The organism is Streptomyces sp. col6 (genome assembly GCF_008042035.1).
Lineage (GTDB): Bacteria > Actinomycetota > Actinomycetes > Streptomycetales > Streptomycetaceae > Streptomyces.
This window is the reverse complement of record NZ_RDBL01000013.1, coordinates 298,834-319,473: the sequence shown is the minus strand read 5'-3', so window position 1 is coordinate 319,473 and position 20,640 is coordinate 298,834. Positions and strand designations below refer to the sequence as shown.

The window sequence follows — 20,640 nt, the reverse complement described above, 5'->3', positions numbered from 1 at the left end:
CGGTACGGGGCGGGGCGTTGTCAGGGGACCGGGACGAGTTCCGGTTCGCGGGGCTCGGCCGCGGGGGCGGGGCGGCTGAGCGCACCGGGCCACCACATCCTGCGCTGGAGGGCCACGCTCGCCGAGGTCACCAGGTAGGTGCGGACCAGGAAGGTGTCCAGGAGCACGCCGACGGCGATCACGAAGCCCATCTCGGCCAGGGCCGTCATCGGCATGTTCGTCAGGACGGCGAAGGTGGCGGCGAGCACCAGGCCCGCCGAGGCGATGACCCCGCCGGTGGTGCGCAGGGCGGTGAGCGCCGCCTCGGTGGGCTCGGCGCCGCGCCGGGCCTCCTCGCGGACCCGGTGCATCAGGAAGATGCCGTAGTCGACGCCCAGGGCCACCAGGAAGACGAAGGTGAGCAGGGGCAGCCCGGGGTCGGTGCCCTTGAGGCCGAGGATCGGTTCGAAGACCAGTCCGCCGATGCCGAGGGCGGCGCCCCAGACCGCGACGACGGCGGCGACGAGCAGCAGGGGCGCGACGAGGCTGCGCAGCAGGGCGATCAGGATGAGGAGGACGGAGAGCAGGACGAGCGGGACGACGACCTTCAGGTCCCGGGAGCCCGCCTTCTCCAGGTCCATCTGCTGGGCGCTGGAGCCGCCGACGTGGCTGCCGGGCAGCCGTTCGCGCAGGGCGAGGATGGTGGCCCGCTCACCGGCGGACTCGGGCGCGGCCTTCGCGGTGACGGCCAGTTCGGTCCAGCCGCCGCCGCTGCGGCCCCGCTCGGCCGCCGCGACGCCCTCGGTGGCCCGCGCCTTCGCCAGCGTGCCGGAGGCCAGCTCGGTGGGCGTGGTGACGACGACGGGCCTGCTGGAGCGGTCGGGGTAGGCGTCGGCGAGGGTCGCCATGGCCGTGACCGAGTCCGGCTTCGTGGTGAAGGAGTCCTCCAGCTTGAGGTTTCCGGGCAGGTTGAGGACCCCGAGCGACAGCGCGCCCAGCAGGGCCCCGCCGGTGACGAGGACGGCGACCGGCCGGCGCCCGGCGGAGCCGCCCATGGCGGCGAACAGCGAGCGGCGGCGGCGCGGCTCGGAGCCGTACACGGGCACGAGCGGCCAGAAGACGCGGCGGCCCAGCAGCACCAGGACGGCCGGCAGCAGGGTCAGCATCGCCAGGAGCGCGCACAGCACACCGACCGCGGCGATGGGGCCCATGCCCCGGCTGCTGGTGAGATCGGCGGCCAGGAGGCACAGCAGGCCCGCCGCGACGGTGCCGGAGGAGGCCAGGACGGCGGGTCCGCAGCCGCGCAGGGCCGCGGCCATCGCCTCGCCGGGGCGTTCGGCGCGGGTGAGTTCCTCGCGGTAGCGGGAGACGAGGAGCAGGGCGTAGTCGGTGCCGGCGCCGAAGACGAGGATGGTCGTCACGGCGGAGCTCTGGCCGGTGACGGTGACGTCGAAGCCCCGGTGGAGTCCGTGGACGATGCCCATGGAGAGGACGTCGGCGACCCCGGCGACGACGAGCGGCACGAGCCACAGCAGCGGGCTGCGGTAGATGAGGATCAGCAGGACCGCGACGACGGCGACGGTCGTGTAGAGCAGCGGACCGCCGAGCGAGCCGTAGACCTTCTTCGCGTCCACGTCCATCGCCCCGGGCCCGCCGACCTCGGCGGTCAGGCCGTCGCCGCCGCGCGCGGTGTCCCGGACCTCGTCGACGAACGCGGTGCGCGCCGCGTCGTCCTGTCCGGGCTCGGTCGTGGAGACCGGGTACATCAGCGTGGTGCCGTCCTTCGACGGGACGGCGTGCGGCGGCGCGGTGAGGGTGTGGCCGCTCGCCACCTCGGCCGTCTGCCGGGCCGCCAGCGCCCGGTCGGCGGCGGTGAGGCCGCCGCCGCGGTGGAAGACGAGGACGAGGTCGGTGGACTCGCCGCCGGGCAGGGCATCCTGGATCTTCGCGGCCTGCGTGGAGTCGGCGCTCGCCGGGAGGTAGTCGACCGCCCGGTTGACCTCCACGTCGCCGAGCTTCCCGGCGAACGGACCTGCGACGGCCATCGCGGCGGCCCAGAGGGCGACGACCGCCCAGGGCAGCAGCCGCCACCGGCTCACCGCTCGTGCTCGTCCTCGGTCCTGTGCTGCGGCCGTCATGGGAGGCCCCCTTCCGTACGGGTGTCCGGTCGTGTCCAGACTCCCGTCGGGGCGGGGCGAGTTCGTCGCGCCAGGGGCCGACTTCCCGGCTACTGCCCGGGAGGGTGCGGCGGGCCCGTTACTCCCTGGGGAGTATCGGGCGGGCGCGGGATCAGGAGGGCGTACGCGCCGCCTGGGCGAGCAGCCGGGCGGTGTCCTCGGCGCGCAGCCGCAGCGCCCCGCCGACCGTCGTCAGCACCTCGCGCTCGGCCGGGCTGTACCCGCCGTCGGCGAGGGCGATCCGGGCCCCCTGGAGCAGAATCGATTCGCGTCCGGTGGGGGCGAGGTGCGGGGCGAGCGGTTCCAGCACCTCGTGGAGCTCGATGGCGAGGGCCGCGCCGCACGCCTCGGCGGCGGGGTCGAACGCGGAGCCGTGGCCGATGTCGGCGGACAGGACCTCGACGACGGTGGCGAGCTGCTCGGGCGTGCAGTCGTCGAACCCGGCGCCGCGCACGGTCTCGGCCGCGGTCTCCAGGACCGTACGGGAGGTGCTGCCGCCGGCCGCGAGGACTCCGAGGGCGACCGTGTGCACGGCGTCCCTGAGCATCGCGGAGAACCGGGTGGTGGTGGGGTGGTCGAGCGCCTCGCAGCCGAAGTGCCCGTGACAGGCGGCGCACTCGACGACCGGGCCCGTGGTGCCGCGCCGCAGCAGCGGCACCCCCAGCACGGCGAAGCGGCGGCGTCCGGTGAGGCGGCGGTAGTTGCGGTCGCCTCCGCAGCCGGGGCAGAAGAACTCCCCGTCGCCCACGGCGTCCCAGAGCGTACGGATGCCGCAGATACGCAGCTTCATGGCGCGTTGTCCCAGGGCTGACCGCACGTCGCACACCTCCGTAACACTCCGGCAACACTGCCGTGTCGACGTGATGTTAACCACATCCCCGTTGCGCCGTCAGCACCCCGCCCGTCACAACCACCCGGAGAATGGCCGAACCCCGCCCCCCGAGGACGGGTGGGCGGGGCTCGTGGACCGTGCCGCTGCGCGCCCTTCCGGGCGCCGGTTCAGCGGGTGGCGCGGTTGACGGCCGAGACGACCGCCTTCAGCGAGGCGCGGGTGGTGTTGGCGTCGATGCCGATGCCCCACAGCACCTTTCCGTCGATGGCGCACTCGATGTACGAGGCGGCCTGCGCGCTCGCGCCCTCGCTCATGGTGTGCTCGGTGTAGTCCAGCAGCCGGGCGTCGATGCCGATGGCCTGCAGCGCTTCGAAGAAGGCGGAGATCGGACCGTTGCCGGTTCCGGTCAGCACGGTGTCCGTGCCGTCGACGGTGGCCTCGACGGTGATCGTGTCCTGGCCGTCGGAACCGGTCGTGCTCTGGCCGGAACGGATCTGCACACGGCCCCACGCGTTGGCCGGGTTGGGCAGGTACTCGTCCTGGAACACGCTCCAGATCTGCGTCGGCGTGACCTCGCCGCCCTCGGCGTCGGTCTTGGCCTGAATGATCCGGGAGAATTCGATCTGCATCCGGCGCGGCAGGTCCAGCTTGTGGTCGTTCTTCAGGACGTACGCGATGCCGCCCTTGCCGGACTGCGAGTTGACGCGGATGACCGCCTCGTAGGAGCGGCCGACGTCCTTCGGGTCGATCGGCAGATACGGCACGGCCCACTCGATGTCGTCCACCGTCTTTCCCTGGGCTGCCGCGTCGGCCTCCATGGCGTCGAAGCCCTTCTTGATGGCGTCCTGGTGGGAGCCGGAGAAGGCGGTGTAGACCAGGTCGCCCGCGTAGGGGTGGCGCGGGTGGACCTCCATCTGGTTGCAGTACTCGCTGGTGCGGCGGATCTCGTCGATCTGCGAGAAGTCGATCTGCGGGTCGACGCCCTGCGAGAACAGGTTCATGCCCAGCGTCACCAGGTCGACGTTGCCGGTGCGCTCGCCCTGGCCGAACAGGCAGCCCTCGATGCGGTCCGCCCCGGCCATCAGGGCCAGTTCGGCGGCGGCGACGGCGGTGCCGCGGTCGTTGTGCGGGTGGACGGACAGGCAGACGAACTCGCGGCGCGACAGGTTGCGCGACATCCACTCGAACCGGTCCGCGTGCGTGGACGGCGTCGAACGCTCCACGGTCGCGGGCAGGTTGAGAATGATCTCGCGCCCCTCCTCGGGCTGCCAGACGTCACAGACGGCCTCGCAGACCTCCAGGGCGAAGTCCAGCTCGGTGTCGGTGAAGATCTCGGGGCTGTACTGGTAGCCGAAGATCGTCTCCTCGCCCAGGATCTTCTCGGCGTACTCCATGACCAGCCGGGTGCCGTCCACCGCGATCTGCTTGACCTCCTCCTTGGTGCCGCGGAAGACCACGCGGCGGAAGGTCGGGGCGGTCGCGTTGTACAGGTGCACGGTGGCGCGGTGGGCGCCGCGCAGGGATTCGACGGTCCGCTCGATCAGCTCCTCGCGGGCCTGCGTCAGGACGGAGATCGTCACGTCCTCGGGGATCGCGCCCTCTTCGATGATCGAGCGGACGAAGGCGAAGTCGGTCTCGCCGGAGGACGGGAAGCCGACCTCGATCTCCTTGTAGCCCATGCGTACGAGCAGGTCGAACATCTCGCGCTTGCGGGCCGGCGACATGGGGTCGATCAGGGCCTGGTTGCCGTCACGCAGGTCCGTGGAGAGCCAGCGGGGAGCCTTGGTGATCCGCTTCTCGGGCCAGGTGCGGTCGGGGATGTCCACGGCCTCGTAGCCGCCGTACTTGTGGACCGGCATCCCGGACGGCTTCTGCAGCACCGCGGCGTTGGTGACCGGCGTGCGACGGCCGACGGCGTGCGAGGCGGGGGTCTGGGCGGGATTCACTTCGGTCATGGCGTAGGGCTCCTCGGGGTCCTTCTACGGGACGGCCGACTGTGTCACTGCAACACCAGACTCCGCGGGGAGGGGGTCGGCCTACGACTACAGGCCCTCGCCGCGGCAGCTAAGAAGAAGCAGCCCGAAACGCATGATGCGTCGAGACTAGCCGAGGGGCGCCCGAGACGTGGGTGCTGTATCAGTATGCGGGACCGGGCGGCTTAAACACCCAACAGTGACCAATCACTCCATTTCATCAACACCAGTTGCAACCAGTGACATTGCGCTTACGCAGTGCCACAGTCGTGTGTATGCAGCCTCATTCACAGCAGGGGTTCCACCCCGTCTTCTGCACCATCGTCCCGCCCCACCTCCTCGACAAGCTGTCCCAGTCCGACGACCCCGTCCTCGCGAACCCGGCCCGCCGCACCCTGGAGGCCGACGCGGCCCGGCGCACCCGTCGCCGGATGACCACCGTCGTCCGGCCCACCGTCACCGCCGAGCCGGACGACGAGGGCTCCGCCAAGCCCGACCGCACGCTCTACGACTGCCGCCACGGCACGGACCTGCCGGGCACCAAGGTCCGCGGCGAGGGCGAGGACCCCACGTCCGACGCCAGCGTCAACCGCGCGTACGCGGGCCTCGGCGCCACCTTCGATCTGCTGCTCACCGCCTACGGCCGGCGTTCGATCGACGGCAACGGGCTGCCGCTGATCGGCTCCGTCCACTACGACGAGAAGTACAACAACGCCTTCTTCGACGGCGAACAGATGGTCTTCGGCGACGGGGACGGCGAGATCTTCCTCGACTTCACCGTCGCCATCGACGTGATCGCCCACGAACTGGCCCACGGCCTCACGCAGTACACGGCCAACCTGAGCTACTACGGCCAGTCCGGCGCGCTCAACGAGTCGGTCTCGGACGTCTTCGGCTCCCTCGTGAAGCAGTACTCGCTGGGCCAGACCGCCGAGCAGGCCGACTGGCTGATCGGCGAGGGGCTGCTCGCGCCCCGCGTCCAGGGTGTGGCGCTGCGCTCGATGAAGGCGCCCGGCACCGCATACGACGACGACGTGCTCGGCAAGGACCCGCAGCCGGCCTCCATGGACGACTACATCCACACCGGCGACGACAACGGCGGGGTGCACCTCAACTCCGGCATCCCCAACCGCGCGTTCTACCTTCTGGCGACCGCGCTCGGGGGCAGTTCCTGGGAGCGGGCGGGTCAGCTCTGGTTCGATGTGCTCACAGGTGGTGAACTGGCGGTGGACGCGGACTTCGCGGACTTCGCCCGGCTCACCGTGGCGGCGGCGCGCAGCCGCTTCGGCGAGGGCGACGAGGTGGAGGCCGTCCTCAAGGCCTGGTCGGAGGTGGGCGTTCCGACCCGTTAGGCACTCCGGCCGACCGGGCGACCCACCGGCCGGCCCGTCCGCCGTGGAAGGACACCGCATGCGGATTCAGGTGAGCAGGACCGGCGGCTTCGCCGGCATCGCGCGCCACCGCGAGATCGACACCTCCGGGCTGGCCGACGCCCCGGAGTGGGAGGCCCTGGCGGGCTCGGCGCTCGCCGACGGCCAGGACACGGCACCCCGGGGCGTCCCGGACGGCTTCAGCTACCGGATAACGGTCGACGGCCGCACGGTGCACTGCGCGGACCCCCGCCTGACCGACGCCCAGCGCGCCCTGATCTCACGCGTCCTGAAAGAGGGCGCGTGAGACGGGGCGGCCGGCGCGGCTGACGGCCTCAGAATCCCAGCTTGCGCAGCTGCTTCGGGTCGCGCTGCCAGTCCTTGGCGACCTTGACGTGCAGGTCGAGGAAGACGGGCGTGCCGAGCAGGGCCTCGATGTGCTTGCGGGACTTCGTGCCGACGTCCTTCAGCCGCTTGCCCTTCGGGCCGATGATGATGCCCTTCTGGCTGGGGCGCTCGATGTAGACGTTGGCGTGGATGTCCAGCAGCGGCTTGTCCGCCGGCCGGTCCTCGCGCGGCAGCATCTCCTCGACGACGACCGCGATGGAGTGCGGCAGCTCGTCGCGTACGCCTTCGAGCGCGGCCTCGCGGATCAGCTCCGCGACCATGACCATCTCCGGCTCGTCGGTGAGGTCGCCCTCGGGGTAGAGCGGCGGGCCCTCGGGCAGGAGGGGGGCGATCAGGTCGGCCAGCAGGTCGACCTGCTGGTCCTTGACGGCCGAGACCGGGATGATCTCCGCCCACTCGAAGCCGAGCTCCTCGCCGAGCCGGGAGACCGCCAGCAGCTGTTCGGCGAGCTGCTTGGAGTCGACCAGGTCGGTCTTGGTGATGATCGCGATCTTGGGCGTCTTCCTGATGCCCGCGAGTTCCTTGACGATGTACTTGTCGCCGGGGCCGAGCTTCTGGTCGGCGGGCAGGCAGAAGCCGATGACGTCGACCTCGGCCCAGGTGGTGCGCACGACGTCGTTGAGCCGCTCGCCCAGCAGGGTGCGCGGCTTGTGGAGCCCGGGGGTGTCGACCAGGATCAGCTGGGCGTCCGGCCGGTGCACGATGCCGCGCACGGTGTGCCGGGTCGTCTGCGGCCGGTTGGAGGTGATGGCCACCTTCCGCCCGACCAGAGCGTTCGTCAGGGTGGACTTGCCCGCGTTGGGGCGTCCCACGAAGCAGGCGAAACCGGCCCGGTGGGGGGCGGTGTTCTCAGCCTGCCGCGCGGCGGCTTCGGGGTTAGGTCGAGCGCTCATGGCGCCCATTGTCCCCGATCCCGGGGGCCGCGGGGCACCCAGGCGTCCGCCGAGGGCCCCGGACCCCGTCCGGGGCGGCCCCGCCACGCCCGCGCGGGGCGCGTCACGGCGCGGTGGGCGGGGCGCCCGTGCGTACGCGGGTCAGCCGGCCGTGACGCTGAGTCGCAGCTGCCCGTCCGGGCCGGCGAGCAGCACCGGGGTGCCGGCCCCGCCCAGGTCCCGTACGGCGGCCCGGTCCTCGTCCGAGGGGGCCTCGGCCTCGGAGACGATCGCGGCGGCCTCCAGGGACTTGGCCCCGCTGGCCACCGCCATCGCGACGGCCGTCCGCAGCGCGCTGAGCTTCAGCGACTCCAGCTCCACGGTCCCCGCCACATACGTGCGGCCCGTCTCGTCCCGGACGGCCGCGCCCTCCGGCACCCCGTTGCGGGCGCGGGCGCTGCGCGCCAGGGTGACGATCTTGCGGTCCTCGGCGCCGAGGTCGGTGCTCTCAGTCATGTGCCGAGCATACGAAGCCCGGCACGGGGCCGGGTACGCGGGAGCCCGGCCCGGTGTGGCTCAGGGCCGGTCCAGCCGCAGCCGCTCCGCCTTCGGCAGGCCGGCGACCACCAGGTCGTAGCTGTCCTCGATCAGCTCGCGCAGCTTCGCGTCGGGGAGGCCGGAGACCGTGACGGTGTTCCAGTGGCGCTTGTTCATGTGCCACCCGGGCACCACCGCCTCGTACTCCTCGCGCAGCCGCACCGCCTCGTCGGGGTCGCACTTGAGGTTCACCGTCAGCGGGCGGGCGTCCAGCGCGCTCAGCGCGAACATCTTGCCGAGCACCTTGAAGACGGACGCCTCGGGTCCGAACGGGAACTCCTCGACGCTGGCGTTGAAGCCCAGGCAGAACGCCCTCAGCTGCTGCGGTGTCATTCCGGGGTCTCCTCCTCCTCGGGAGCCACCGGCTCCACCAGCACCGTGACGATCTTGTTCCGTCGGCCCGCCGGGGACTCGGCGGTCAGCCGCAGCCGCCGCCCGTCGGGCAGTTCGACCTCCGAGGACGCACCGGCGATCGGGACCCGGCCGAGGGCCTTCGCGAGGAGTCCGCCGACCGTCTCCACGTCCTCGTCGTCGTACTCGTCGAGGCCGAACAGCTCGCCGAGGTCGCCGATGTCGAGCCGGGCGGTCACCCGGAAGCAGCCGTTCTCCAGCTCCTGGACGGGCGGCAGCTCGCGGTCGTACTCGTCGGTGATCTCGCCGACGATCTCCTCCAGGATGTCCTCGATGGTGACGATGCCCGCCGTGCCGCCGTACTCGTCGATGACGACGGCGACGTGGCTGCGGTCCTGCTGCATCTCGCGCAGCAGGTCACCGGCGTTCTTGGTGTCGGGCACGAACGCCGCCGGGCGCATCGCGGTGGAGACCGGGTCGGCCTCCGACTCCCGGTTGATGTGCGTCTTGCGGACCAGGTCCTTGAGATAGACGATCCCGACGATGTCGTCCTCGTTCTCGCCGGTGACCGGAATCCGGGAGAAGCCGGAGCGCAGCGCGAGGGTGAGCGCCTGACGGATCGTCTTGTAGCGCTCGATGCAGACGAGGTCGGTGCGCGGGACCATCACCTCGCGCACGAGCGTGTCACCGAGTTCGAAGACGGAGTGCACCATGCGGCGCTCCTCGTCCTCGATCAGCGACTCCTGCTCGGCGAGGTCCACCATGGCGCGCAGCTCGGCCTCGCTGGCGAACGGCCCCTTGCGGAACCCCTTGCCGGGGGTCAGCGCGTTGCCGATGAGGATCAGCAGCTGCGGAATGGGCCCCATGATCCGGGCCAGCGGCAGCAGCACGTACGCCGAGGCGGTGGCCGTGTTCAGCGGGTGCTGGCGGCCGATGGTGCGCGGCGAGACGCCGATCGCGACATAGGAGACGAGGACCATCACGCCGATGGCGACGGCCAGTGCCTCCCAGGTCTCCGGGAACTCCTTCAGGCAGGCGTAGGTGACGAGCACCCCGGCGGCCATCTCGCAGGCGACCCGCACCAGCAGGGCGACGTTGAGATAGCGCGTCGGATCGGCCGCGACCTGTTCCAGCTTGGCGCTGCCGCGCCGGCCCGAGCGGACCGCCTCGGCGGCCCGGAAGCTCGACGTACGGGCGATCCCGGCCTCGGCGCAGGCGGCCAGCCAGCCGACGACGACCAGCAGCACAACGCCGGAGATCAGCGGCAGGCTCACGAGACGGTCGGGGCGGGGGACGGGCCGGTCAGCCCGCGCTCACCGCGCCAGCCGTCCACGATGGCCGCCTGGAGGCCGAACATCTCGGCCTTCTCGTCCGGCTCCTCGTGGTCGTAGCCCAGCAGGTGCAGCACCCCGTGGACGGTGAGGAGCTGGAGCTCCTCGTCCATGGAGTGCTGCGTCTCGGCCTCCTGGCCCTGCTTCGTGGCGACCTCGGGGCAGAGCACGATGTCGCCGAGGAGCCCCGGCGGGGGCTCCTCGTCGTCCTTGGCCGGCGGACGCAGCTCGTCCATCGGGAAGGACATGACATCCGTCGGGCCCGGGAGGTCCATCCACTGGATGTGCAGCTGCTCCATGGCCGCGGTGTCCACCACGATCACCGACAGCTCGGAGAGCGGGTGGATCCGCATGCGCGCGAGCGCGTAGCGGGCGATGTCGAGGATCGCCTGCTCGTCGACCTCGGTTCCGGACTCGTTGTTGACGTCGATCGACATGGTGCGCTGCTACTGCTTCCCGTTGTGGCGGCCCCGGCCACGATGGCCGCTGCCGTCCTGCTCGCCCTTGCTGCTGTCGTACTTCTCGTACGCGTCGACGATACGGCCGACCAGCTTGTGCCGGACGACATCCTGGGAGGTGAGCCGGGAGAAGTGCACGTCGTCGATGCCCTCCAGGATCTCCTGCACCTGGCGCAGACCGCTCTTGGTCCCCGTCGGCAGGTCGACCTGGGTGATGTCGCCGGTGACGACGATCTTGGAGTCGAAGCCGAGCCGGGTCAGGAACATCTTCATCTGCTCGGCGCTGGTGTTCTGCGCCTCGTCCAGGATGATGAAGGCGTCGTTCAGGGTCCGGCCGCGCATGTACGCCAGCGGCGCGACCTCGATCGTGCCCGCCGCCATCAGGCGCGGGATCGAGTCGGGGTCGAGCATGTCGTGCAGGGCGTCGTAGAGCGGGCGCAGATACGGGTCGATCTTGTCGAACAGCGTGCCGGGCAGGAAGCCCAGCCGCTCGCCCGCCTCGACGGCGGGGCGGGTCAGGATGATCCGGCTGACCTGCTTGGACTGGAGGGCCTGGACCGCCTTGGCCATGGCCAGGTAGGTCTTGCCCGTACCGGCGGGGCCGATGCCGAAGACGATCGTGTGCTGGTCGATCGCGTCGACGTACCGCTTCTGGTTGAGCGTCTTGGGGCGGATCGTGCGGCCGCGGCTGGAGAGGATGTTCTGCGTCAGCACCTCGGCCGGGGTCTCCGTGCCGTCCGCCTGGCCGTTGTCGCTGGCCTTGAGCATCGCGATCGACCGTTCCACGGCGTCCTCCGTCATCGGCTGTCCGGTGCGAAGCACCAGCACCATCTCGTCGAACAGGCGCTGGATCAGCGCGATGTCCGCCGCGTCGCCCGTCGCGCTTATGTCATTGCCCCGGACGTGGATGTCGGCCGCCGGGAACGCCGCTTCGATCACGCGCAGCAGCGAGTCGCCCGCTCCCAGCAGCATCACCATCGGGTGAGCGGCCGGAATGCTGATGTGGGCACGCGCCTGCGGCTGTGTGGGTGACTGAGTCATGGGCCGGCCCTCGGGCCTGCACATACCTCCCGTTGCAGGGTTCTCGCTGCTCGAAAACCTCGTGTCCCACAAGCCTACGACTCCGCAGTGACAACACCAGAGGTTTTCCCGGGCGGTGGGGTTACGGACGGAAGCCGATCGTGGGTACGGCCCGGCGCAGCGGCCAGGGCCGGGCGGCGGCCGGCAGCAGGTCGTCGAGGAAGGCGTAACGACGCAGCGCGGCCGGGTCCTGGCCGGCGCAGGTGCGCACCTGCTGCCACCAGGCGGCGATCTCCGCCCAGCCGGGGGCCGAGAGCGAGCCGCCGAACTCCTGGACCGAGAGGGCGGCGGTCAGCCCGGCGAAGGCGAGGCGGTCGGCGAGGGGCCAGCCGGCCAGGGTGCCGGTGACGAAGCCGGCCACGAAGACGTCGCCCGCGCCGGTCGGGTCCAGGGCCTCGACCGCGATGGCCGGGACCTCGGCGGCGGTCCCGGTGGCCGCGTCGACCGCGTAGGCGCCCTCGGAGCCGAGGGTGACGACGGCGAGCGGTACGCGTTCGGCGAGGGCGTGCGCGGCGGCCCGGGGGCAGTCGGTGCGGGTGTAGCGCATGGCCTCCTCGGCGTTGGGGAGGAAGGCGTGGCAGTGCTCCAGGCCGTTCAGGGCGTCCAGGTCCCAGCGCCCGGTCTCGTCCCAGCCGACGTCCCCGAAGATCAGGGCCCCCCGGCGGGCGGCCTCGGCGACCCAGGGTTCGGTGCGGCCGGGGACGAGCGAGGTGACGGCCGCCCGAGCCCTGGGCGGGCAGCGGGGGAAGGCGGGGGCCTCGGGCGAGGCGGTGGTGGGGAGCGCCGGGGCCTCGTGGCCGTGCGAGACCATCGTCCGCTCGCCCTCGTACGCCATCGAGACGGTCACCGGGGAGTGCCAGCCGCGGACCGTGTGCGAGCGGGACAGGTCGATGCCCTCGCCCTGTTCGAGCGCGTCCCAGCAGTACTCGCCGTAGTGGTCGTCGCCGAACGCGGCGGCCAGCGAGGTGTGCAGGCCGAGACGGGCCAGCGCGGTCGCCATGTTGGCGACCCCGCCGGGGCTGGAACCCATGCCCCGGGCCCAGGACTCGGTGCCGCGTACGGGGGCGCTGTCCAGGCCGGTGAAGATGATGTCCAGGAAGACCGTGCCGGTGAGGAAGACGTCGCAGTCGGGGTCCTGCGGGGCGCGCAGCCCGTCCAGCGGGTCGATGTCCGGAATCCCAGCGCTCACCTTGCACTCCCCGGTCGTGGCGGTTGCGGCCAGTGTGCCCGATTCCCGGCCGCATGGGACGAGTGCGCGCCGCGCGTGTGTTCACCGACTCTGACCTGCATAAACATGCGCAGTTACCCATCGATGGACCGCATAAACACAAAGGTGACCCAGATCACAGGAGACCGGCTTTCGGCGCGCCGGGAGCACTTGATACAAATTGGCCCGCGAGCACCGTTGGAGACGTACCCGACGGAAGCGCCGATTTCCTCGTATTCCCGCAGTGCCTCTCCTCGCGTCACCCTCCGGGCATCGCCCTCTTCGCACCACCCCCTCGTACCACCCCGCGCCTTACCCCTCCCTGCCTTCCGCCTCTTCTGGCATGTCTTCAGGAACGCCCATGTCCTCGCGCCCTCGCGCCGCGTGGCCCCTGGTCGCCGTGTTCACCGCCGGTTACCTCGCCGCCTACCTCCTCCCCACCATCGTGGGACGGCTCTCCGTCTACCTGGGTCTCAGCACGGCCCAGGCCGGGCTGGTCGGCAGCGCCCTGCTGCTCAGCTCGGCCTCCGCCGGTTTCACCCTGGCGGGACGCGTGGAGACGTACGGACCGTGCAGACCGGCACGCGTGGGACTGATCCTGTGCGTGGTGGGGTACGGCTGCGCGGCGCTGGCCGGGTCCGTGCCGCTGGTGGTCGCCGGCGCGGTGGTCGGCGGCCTCGGCTCCGGCACGGCGACCGCCGTCGCGGCGGCGGGCATCGCCGCCCAGCACGACCCGCACCGCACCTCGTCCCTGGGGCTGCTGAGCGTCTCGGCGACCGCGGGCGCCCTGTACCTGACGGTGCCGCACCTGGGCGGCGGCCACCGGCTGCCGTTCGCCTCGATCGCCCTGGTCGCGCTCCTGGTGTGGCCGGCCACCTCCCGGCTCGGCGGCTCGGTCCGCGAGGACCAGGCCGGACCGGCCGTCCCCGCCGCCGGCCGGCTGCCGCACCGCCGCTCCGGTCTGGTGCTCGCGGGCGGCATGCTCGTCTGGTCGATGGCGCAGAACGCGCTGTGGGGCGTCAGCAGCCGGATCGGCGTGGACCAGGTCGGGCTGTCCGAGGTGACCATCGGCGCCGTGTTCGCCGCCGCGCTCGGCGCGGGGCTGCTCGGCGTGATGGGCGCCGGGCTGCTCGGCTCCAAGCTCGGCCGGGCGGTCCCGATCGGCGTGGGCACTGCCGTCATCGCGGGGAGCATCGTGCTCAGCTCGTCCGCCGGGAGCCTCGGCTCCTTCGCGACCGGCGAGATCCTGTGGAACACCGTCTACCCGGTGGTCCTCTCGTACCTGATCGGCCTGGCCGCCTCCCTCGACGTGCGCGGCCGCTGGGCGGTCCTCGCGGGGTCCGCCTCGTCCGTCGGTGTCGCCTGCGGGCCGGTGCTCGGCAGTGTGCTGTCGGAGGCGGCCGGCTATCCGGGAATGGGCCTGGTCCTGGGCGTGACGACGCTGCTGATAGCGCTCCCGGTGACAGCCGTTGCCCTGCACACCGGCGGCCGTCCGCTGGTGCCCGGTTCGGTACGCCGCCGGGGTGGTGCGCCGGCCGCGCTGCTCGCCGTCACCACGGGTGCGGTGCCCGGGGCCGTGCCCAAGGTGGGCGCGCCCGAGCAGGCCGTCACGGAACTCAGCATCCCGGCCCTGCGCCGCAGGCGCCTGGGCAGGAACGCGTTCCGCACGGCCGGCCCGGAGGGCGGTCAGTCGAACGCGTACGCCTCGACCTCCGACAGGTAGCGCGCCCTGCGCTCCTCGTCGTGGTCGAGGAAGGCCGCCTCGAAGGAGTTGCGGGCCAGCGTGCGCAGCTGCTCGCGGTCCAGCCCGAGCGCCTCGTGCACGGCGTGGAAGGTGTCTCCGACGTACCCGCCGAAGTAGGCGGGGTCGTCGGAGTTCACCGTGCACAGCAGCCCGGCGTCCATCATGGCCGGCAGCGGGTGCTGCTCCAGGGTGTCGATCGCGCGCAGCCGTACGTTGGACAGCGGGCACAGCGTGAGCGGTACGCGCTCCGCGACCAGCCGCTTCACCAGGTCCGGGTCCTCCATGCAGCGCAGCCCGTGGTCGATGCGCTCCACGCCCAGCACGTCGAGCGCCTCGCGGATGTAGGCGGGCGGCCCCTCCTCCCCCGCGTGGGCGACCTTGCGCAGCCCGAGCTCCCCGGCCCGTTCGTACACCTCGCGGAATTTCGCGGGCGGGTGGCCGACCTCGGCGGAGTCCAGGCCGACGGCGCTGATCCGGTGCAGGTGCGGCCGGGCCGCCTCCAGGGTCTCCAGGGCCGAGTCGGCGGACTGGTCGCGCAGGAAGCACATGATCAGCTGGGTGGAGATGCCGTGCTTCTCCTCGCTGCGCTGCAGCGCCCGGCCCAGGCCCTCGACGACGGTGCCGATGGGCACGCCGCGTGCGGTGTGGGCCTGCGGGTCGAAGAAGATCTCGGCGTGGCGCACGCCCTGGGCGGCGGCGCGGGCGAGGTAGGCGTCGGCGAGCTCGGCGAAGTCGTCCTCGGTCCGCAGCACCGCCATCAGCGCGTAGTAGAGGTCCAGGAAGCTCTGCAGGTCCTCGAAGAGGTACGCGGTGCGCAGGGCCTCGGTGTCCGCGTACGGCAGGGTCACGCCGTTGCGCGCGGCGAGCGCGAAGGCCAGTTCCGGTTCGAGGGTTCCCTCGATGTGGAGGTGGAGTTCCGCTTTGGGGAGGTGCACGGTGTTTCTCGCTAACGCAGGTGGTGCTGGTGTGGGGGCTGTTACGGGTGACGGCTCGGGACCGGTACCCGCATCAGATCCTCGGCGACGGTCAGCTCGCCCTGGTACCCGGCCCCCCTCGCCTCGGCCTCGAAGGCCTCCGGCTCCGGGTAGCGCTGGGAGAAGTGCGTGAGGACGAGATGGCGTACGCCCGCCTCCCGGGCGACCGTGGCCGCCTGGGCCGCGGTCAGGTGGCCGTGGTCCTGAGCCAGCCTGCGGTCCTCGTCGAGGAAGGTCGACTCGATGGCCAGCAGGTCGCACCCCTCGGCGAGGGCGTACACGCCGTCGCAGAGCCTGGTGTCCATGATGAACGCGAACCGCTGTCCGCGCCTGTGCTCGGAGACGTCCGCGAGCGTGACCCCGCCGAGCGCGCCCTCGCGCAGGAGGCGTCCGACGTCCGGCCCCGCGATGCCGTGCTCGGCGAGCTTCGCGGGCAGCATGCGCCGCCCGTCGGGCTCGGTGAGCCGGTAGCCGTACGACTCGACGGGGTGCGAGAGCCGGTGGCTGTCGAGCGTGTACGCCGGGGTGGTGGCCAGGGTTCCGTCGGCGGCGACCGGGGCCTCGGTCAGCTTCACGGTCTCGCGGTAGGCGGTGGCGTACCGCAGCCGGTCGAAGAAGTGCTGCCCGCTCGCCGGGTAGTGGGCGGTCACCGGGTGCGGGACCTGGTCGAGGTTGATCCGCTGGATCACCCCGGCCAGGCCCAGCGAGTGGTCGCCGTGGAAGTGCGTGACGCAGATCCGGTTGATGTCGTGCGCGGCGACCCCGGCCCGCAGCATCTGGCGCTGGGTGCCCTCGCCGGGGTCGAAGAGGATGCCCTCGCCGTCCCAGCGCAGCAGATAGCCGTTGTGGTTGCGGTGCCGGGTCGGGACCTGGCTGGCGGTCCCGAGCACGACGAGTTCACGAGCGGACATCTATCCGGGGGGCCATTCCAGGCCTCGGCCGCCCAGGACGTGGGCGTGCGCGTGGAAGACGGTCTGGCCGGCGCCGGCGCCGGTGTTGAACACGACCCGGTAGCCGGTCTCGTCGATCTTGTCGGCGGCGGCGACGTTGCCCGCCTCGCACAGCACGTCGGCGAGCACCGTCGGTTCGGCGGCGCCGAGCGAGGCGGCGTCCGGGTAGTGCAGGCGCGGGATGACGAGTACGTGGGTGGGGGCCTGGGGGTTGATGTCGCGGAAGGCGACGGTGGTGTCGGTCTCCCGGACGATGGTGGCCGGGATCTCGCCCGAGACGATCTTGCAGAACAGGCAGTCGGGCTGCGGTTCTCCTGCCATTCGCTTACGCGCTCCTTGGTCTGGGTGATCCGTTGCGTGCCAGCCTATCCGGGGGCGCTGCCCCCGGACCCCCGCTCCTCGATCGCCGGAGGGGCTTGATCGTGCCGCGCGGCCACTTCCAGCCTCGCCGGCGTTTGAGACGCGGGGTCCGGGGCGGAGCCCCGGGTTCGGGAAGGGGCGGGGTGGGGAACAGGCCCGCCGCAGGCGCGCCTGTTCCCCACCCCGCCGAAGTCACCCCGGAAGGCCCGGCAGCTCCGGTGCCGCCTTCGCCGGGACCCGCTCCAGCGACTCCAGCGCCAGACGGATCGCCTCGTCCAGCTGAGGGTCACGCCCCTCCGCGTGGTCCCGGGGCGTCATCACGACCTCCACGTCCGGGTCGACGCCGTGGTTCTCGACGCCCCACCCGTACCCCTCCAGCCAGAACGCGTACTTCGGCTGGGTGACCAGCGTGCCGTCGACCAGCCGGTAGCGGCTGTCGATGCCGATCACGCCGCCCCAGGTCCGCACGCCGACCACGGGCCCGATCTTCAGGGCCTTGATCGCGGCGTTCACGATGTCGCCGTCCGAGCCGGAGAACTCGTTCGCGACGGCCACGACCGGCCCGCGCGGCGCGTCGCCCGGGTAGCTGTACGGACGCATGTTGCGCGGCAGGTCCCAGCCCACGATGCGGCGGGCCAGCTTCTCCACGACGAGCTGCGAGGTGTGGCCGCCCCGGTTCTCCCGGACGTCCACGACCAGGCCCTCGCGCGCCATCTCGGTGCGCAGGTCGCGGTGGATCTGGGCCCAGCCGCCGCCGACCATGTCCGGGACGTGGAGGTAGCCGAGGCGCCCCCCGGACCGCTCGTGCACGTACGCCCGCCGGCCGGCGACCCACGCGTGGTAGCGCAGCGCCTCCTCGTCGGCGACGGGTACGACGACGACATGGCGCCGGTCGCCGCCGTCGGCCGGGGAGACGGTCAGCTCGACGGGCTTGCCGGCCGAGCCGGTGAGCAGCGGCGCGGGCCCGGTCAGCGGGTCGACGGGGTGCCCGTCGACGGCCAGGATCGCGTCCCCGGCCCGGACGGCGACGCCGGGCGCGGCGAGCGGCGAACGGGCCGCCGGGTCCGAGGTCTCGGAGGGCAGCACGCGGTCGATGCGCCAGCTGCCGTCCTCCGCACGGGAGAGGTCCGCACCGAGCAGCCCCTGCCGGGCCGCCTCGTCGCGCCAGCCGCCGGGCGGGGTGACGTAGGCGTGGGAGGTGCCCAGCTCGCCCTGGATCTCCCAGAGCAGGTCGATGAGGTCGTCGTGGGTCGCCACGCGCTCCAGGGCCGGCCGGTACCGCTCCAGGACGCCGTCCCAGTCGACGCCGCCCATGTCGGCCCGCCAGAAGTTGTCCCGCATGACGCGGCCGGCCTCGTCGTACATCTGGCGCCACTCGGCGGCCGGGTCGAGGGTGCGGCGGATGCGGGAGAGGTCGACGGTCACGGCGTCGTCGTGGTCGTCGTCGCCCGCGGGCACCCGGCTGTCGGAGGGGACGACGGACAGCTTGCCGTGGTGGACGATCGCGAGCCGCTTCCCGTCACCGCTGACCGCGAAACGGCTGACGTCGGAGGTGAGTTCCTCGCAGCGCAGCTTCTCCAGGTCGTACCGCTCCAGGACGGTGTCCGGGCGCCGCGCGTCCGGACCGGCGCCGCTGGTGCCCAGGACCCCGGTGAGCGGGTGGCGCAGCCAGAGCAGCCCGTCCCGCGCGGCCCTGAGCGAGGAGTAGACGGCCGCGTCGACGGGAAGGGGCACGATCCGGTCGGCGAGGCCGTCCAGGTCGATGCGGGTGATCGGGAGCGCGGTGGGGTTGTCCTCGCCGTCGCCGCCCTTCTCCTTCTCGGTGGGCCGCCCGTGCAGCTGCGGACCGAACGGCGAGGGCGTGGTCGCCGCGAGCGTCAGCAGGTGCGGCCGGCAGGAGCCGATGAACGCCATGTCGAAGACGTGCGCGTCGTAGATGGGGTCGAAGGCCCGCTCGGAGAGGAAGGCCAGGTGCTTCCCGTCGGCGGTGAAGGCGGGCGCGAAGTCCCGGAACCGCAGCGGGGTGGCCTCGGAGACCGAGAGGTCCGCGATGTGGGCCAGCTTGAGCTGGCTGAGCGGCTCGGGGCCGGGGTGCGACCAGGCGAGCCAGGCGGAGTCGGGCGACCAGGCGAGGCCGGAGGCGTCGCCGTTCTCGCTGCGGTCCACCTCGTGGATCTCGCCGCTCTCCCGCTCGACGATCAGCACACGGCCGTCGTGCGCGGCGACCGCGAACCGGCTGCCGTCGGGGGCCGGGGCGAGGTCCAGGACGCGGCCGATCCGGCCGGCCGCGAGGCGGCGGGGCCCGGCGCCGGGCGCGGTGCCCGTGGCGGGGGCGATCTCCAGCGCGTCGTCGCCCTCGGCGTCGGTGACCCAGACGACGTGCTGGTCGCCGTCGGCCTGGAAGGTGCGCGGCAGCCTGGCCCGCACACCGGGGTCGGCGGCGAGCGCGCGGGCCGGGCCCTCGCGGTGGGTGACCCAGTGGACGGCGCCCCGTGACAGGACCGCGCTGCCGCGGCCGGTGCGGTCGGGCGACGCGCTGGTCAGATGGCTGTCGGCGTGCAGCGGGTAGGGCTGGAGATCGGCGCGCTGGCCGCCGAGCCGGATCTCCACGCGGCGGGGCTCGTCGCCCTCCAGGCCGTCCAGGAGCCAGAGTTCACCGGCACAGGCGTAGGCGACCCGGGTGCCGTCGGTGGTGGCGTGTCGCGCGTAGAAGCCGTCGACGGGGGTGTGCCGGCGCAGGTCCGTGCCGTCGGGCAGCGAGGAGTAGAGGGCGCCGACGCCCTCGTGGTCGGAGAGGAACGCGATGCGCTCCCCCACCCACATCGGGCACTCCAGGTTCCCGTCGAGATCCTCGTGGACGCGGACGAACTCCAGCGGGTCGTCCTCGGCCGCGATCCAGAGCTTGCCGGCCGTGCCGCCCCGGTAGCGCTTCCAGGTGGCGGCCTCGCGGCCCATGGTGGCCGAGAGCAGCAGGACGCGTCCGCCGGGCCCGTAGGCGAGGGAGCCGACGGGGCCGTACGGGAGGGTCCGCGCGGGTCCGCCGTCGACCGGGACGGCCCGTGCCCAGGTGCGGCGCAGCGAGACCTGGCCCTGGGTGCTGGTGACCAGTACGTCCCCTTCGGGGGTCCAGCCGCGCACGGTGGTGCGGGTGTCCCCCCAGTGGGTGAGCCGGCGTGAGGGTCCGCCGTCTGCGGGTGCGAGGTGCACTTCGGGCGCCCCGTCACGGGTGGAGGTCCAGGCGACGAGAGTGCCGTCGGGCGATATGCGCGGCTGGGTCACGGGACGGTTGTCTGCGCTGACCCGCCATGCCCGGCCACCGTCGAGCGGGGCGAGCCAGACGTCGTCCTCGGCGGTGAAGGCGATCAAGTCACCCTGGACATGGGGGTACCGGAGGTAGGAAGGCTGTGTCACACGATCACCCTAGGCCGCGCACGCCCCGGGTGGCACGGGGTTGGCCGGAGTACGTCCCGCGCCGGCGCCGGCCGTGCGGACATGCCCCGGGGACATGCGGACCACGGGGAACGTCAACGGCCCACGCGGCAACCCTACTTGCCCGGGTACGCGGTGACCGTGACCGTCACGGTGGCGGTCGGGCCGTTGCCGCTGCCCGGACCTCGGGCGGGCGGAGCGGTCGTGGCCGGGGCGGTGCAGTCGCCGAGCAGGGTGGCCCGGAAGACGGCGCGCCCGCCGGACTTCGCGGTCATGTCGCCGCGTACGCACCGGCCTTCGACGGCCTGGGTCACCTTCCCGTCGAGCGCGATGTCCCCGCCGGACCTCGTCTCGCCGTCGCAGTGGACCTCGGCGACCCGGCGCGCGGAGGCGGAGGGCGCCGTCGAGCGGGTGGCGTCGCCCCCGTCGAGGGAGGCCGTGCAGGTCAGCCAGCGCACATGGACGCCTTCGTGCTCCAGCGCGCGGGTGGCGGTCCGGTCGGTGGTCACGGCGACGGACGCGGTGTTCAACGCCCCGATGCCGTCGGC

General features: G+C 72.4%; 18 protein-coding genes. 3 read left to right on the top strand and 15 right to left on the bottom strand.

The genetic code is table 11. The features are described 5' to 3' along the window. Positions 1-20: 20 nt before the first annotated feature. The 3 genes from EAO73_RS18005 to leuA all read right to left on the bottom strand — a co-directional run bounded on the left by EAO73_RS18005 (position 21) and on the right by leuA (position 4,943). Positions 21-2,117, bottom strand: a complete 2,097-nt coding sequence (locus EAO73_RS18005) for an MMPL family transporter (RefSeq protein ID WP_224756356.1) — start codon at positions 2,115-2,117, stop codon at positions 21-23. A 151-nt stretch (positions 2,118-2,268) separates the two neighbouring features. Continuing rightward, the gene (locus EAO73_RS18000) at positions 2,269-2,946 is read right to left on the bottom strand and encodes a TerB family tellurite resistance protein (protein ID WP_147972568.1); all 678 of its coding nucleotides are present in this window, start codon (positions 2,944-2,946) and stop codon (positions 2,269-2,271) included. Positions 2,947-3,155: 209 nt separating this feature from the next. Then, positions 3,156-4,943, bottom strand: a complete 1,788-nt coding sequence (gene leuA / locus EAO73_RS17995; RefSeq protein ID WP_147972567.1) for a 2-isopropylmalate synthase — start codon at positions 4,941-4,943, stop codon at positions 3,156-3,158. A gap of 293 nt (positions 4,944-5,236) precedes the next feature. On the opposite strand from leuA, the gene EAO73_RS17990 reads away from it, so the two are divergent. Both EAO73_RS17990 and EAO73_RS17985 read left to right on the top strand, forming a co-directional pair. After that, positions 5,237-6,313 carry a M4 family metallopeptidase gene (locus tag EAO73_RS17990; RefSeq protein ID WP_147972566.1) on the top strand — a complete coding sequence of 359 codons (1,077 nt, stop codon included), beginning with the start codon at positions 5,237-5,239 and terminating at the stop codon, positions 6,311-6,313. A gap of 58 nt (positions 6,314-6,371) precedes the next feature. Then, positions 6,372-6,638: a protealysin inhibitor emfourin gene (locus EAO73_RS17985; protein WP_147972565.1), complete on the top strand. Its 267-nt coding sequence runs from the start codon at positions 6,372-6,374 to the stop codon at positions 6,636-6,638. A 28-nt stretch (positions 6,639-6,666) separates the two neighbouring features. Here the strand turns inward: EAO73_RS17985 and era are convergent, their stop codons facing one another. From era to EAO73_RS17950, 7 genes are all read right to left on the bottom strand, one after another. Then, positions 6,667-7,641 carry a GTPase Era gene (era, locus tag EAO73_RS17980; RefSeq protein ID WP_191134126.1) on the bottom strand — a complete coding sequence of 325 codons (975 nt, stop codon included), beginning with the start codon at positions 7,639-7,641 and terminating at the stop codon, positions 6,667-6,669. 132 nt (positions 7,642-7,773) lie between these two features. Then, positions 7,774-8,127: a cytidine deaminase gene (locus EAO73_RS17975; protein ID WP_147972563.1), complete on the bottom strand. Its 354-nt coding sequence runs from the start codon at positions 8,125-8,127 to the stop codon at positions 7,774-7,776. A gap of 60 nt (positions 8,128-8,187) precedes the next feature. Further along, on the bottom strand, positions 8,188-8,541 hold the full coding sequence (locus tag EAO73_RS17970; RefSeq protein WP_093708896.1) for an MmcQ/YjbR family DNA-binding protein: 354 nt from the start codon (positions 8,539-8,541) through the stop codon (positions 8,188-8,190). Then, on the bottom strand, positions 8,538-9,833 hold the full coding sequence (locus tag EAO73_RS17965) for a hemolysin family protein (RefSeq protein ID WP_147972562.1): 1,296 nt from the start codon (positions 9,831-9,833) through the stop codon (positions 8,538-8,540). Before EAO73_RS17965 ends, EAO73_RS17970 begins: the two co-directional genes overlap by 4 nt. Next, complete coding sequence (ybeY, locus tag EAO73_RS17960) at positions 9,830-10,327, bottom strand: rRNA maturation RNase YbeY (RefSeq protein WP_147972561.1); 498 nt, start codon at positions 10,325-10,327, stop codon at positions 9,830-9,832. Before ybeY ends, EAO73_RS17965 begins: the two co-directional genes overlap by 4 nt. Positions 10,328-10,336: 9 nt before the next feature. After that, positions 10,337-11,389, bottom strand: coding sequence for a PhoH family protein (locus EAO73_RS17955; protein WP_147972560.1), 1,053 nt, complete (start codon positions 11,387-11,389; stop codon positions 10,337-10,339). A 121-nt stretch (positions 11,390-11,510) separates the two neighbouring features. Continuing rightward, positions 11,511-12,617, bottom strand: a complete 1,107-nt coding sequence (locus EAO73_RS17950) for a PfkB family carbohydrate kinase (RefSeq protein ID WP_147972559.1) — start codon at positions 12,615-12,617, stop codon at positions 11,511-11,513. A 379-nt stretch (positions 12,618-12,996) separates the two neighbouring features. Here EAO73_RS17950 and EAO73_RS17945 point away from each other — a divergent pair, with 379 nt between their 5' ends. Beyond that, entirely contained in the window at positions 12,997-14,358 is a 1,362-nt protein-coding gene (locus EAO73_RS17945) for an MFS transporter (protein ID WP_147972558.1), read from the top strand. Here EAO73_RS17945 and EAO73_RS17940 read toward each other — a convergent pair. The 5 genes from EAO73_RS17940 to EAO73_RS17920 form a co-directional block, all read right to left on the bottom strand. Continuing rightward, positions 14,322-15,314: an adenosine deaminase gene (locus EAO73_RS17940; RefSeq protein ID WP_147972557.1), complete on the bottom strand. Its 993-nt coding sequence runs from the start codon at positions 15,312-15,314 to the stop codon at positions 14,322-14,324. The two genes, EAO73_RS17945 and EAO73_RS17940, sit on opposite strands and share 37 nt — an antisense overlap. Before the next feature lie 41 nt (positions 15,315-15,355). Next, on the bottom strand, positions 15,356-16,264 hold the full coding sequence (locus tag EAO73_RS17935; protein ID WP_147972556.1) for a ribonuclease Z: 909 nt from the start codon (positions 16,262-16,264) through the stop codon (positions 15,356-15,358). Next, entirely contained in the window at positions 16,265-16,624 is a 360-nt protein-coding gene (locus EAO73_RS17930; protein WP_147972555.1) for a histidine triad nucleotide-binding protein, read from the bottom strand. A 231-nt stretch (positions 16,625-16,855) separates the two neighbouring features. Continuing rightward, positions 16,856-20,074, bottom strand: a complete 3,219-nt coding sequence (locus EAO73_RS17925) for a S41 family peptidase (protein WP_191134125.1) — start codon at positions 20,072-20,074, stop codon at positions 16,856-16,858. A 134-nt stretch (positions 20,075-20,208) separates the two neighbouring features. Continuing rightward, a complete protein-coding gene (locus EAO73_RS17920) occupies positions 20,209-20,622 on the bottom strand; it encodes a hypothetical protein (RefSeq protein WP_147973503.1) in 414 nt (137 codons plus the stop codon). Between the last annotated feature and the right edge of the window lie 18 nt (positions 20,623-20,640).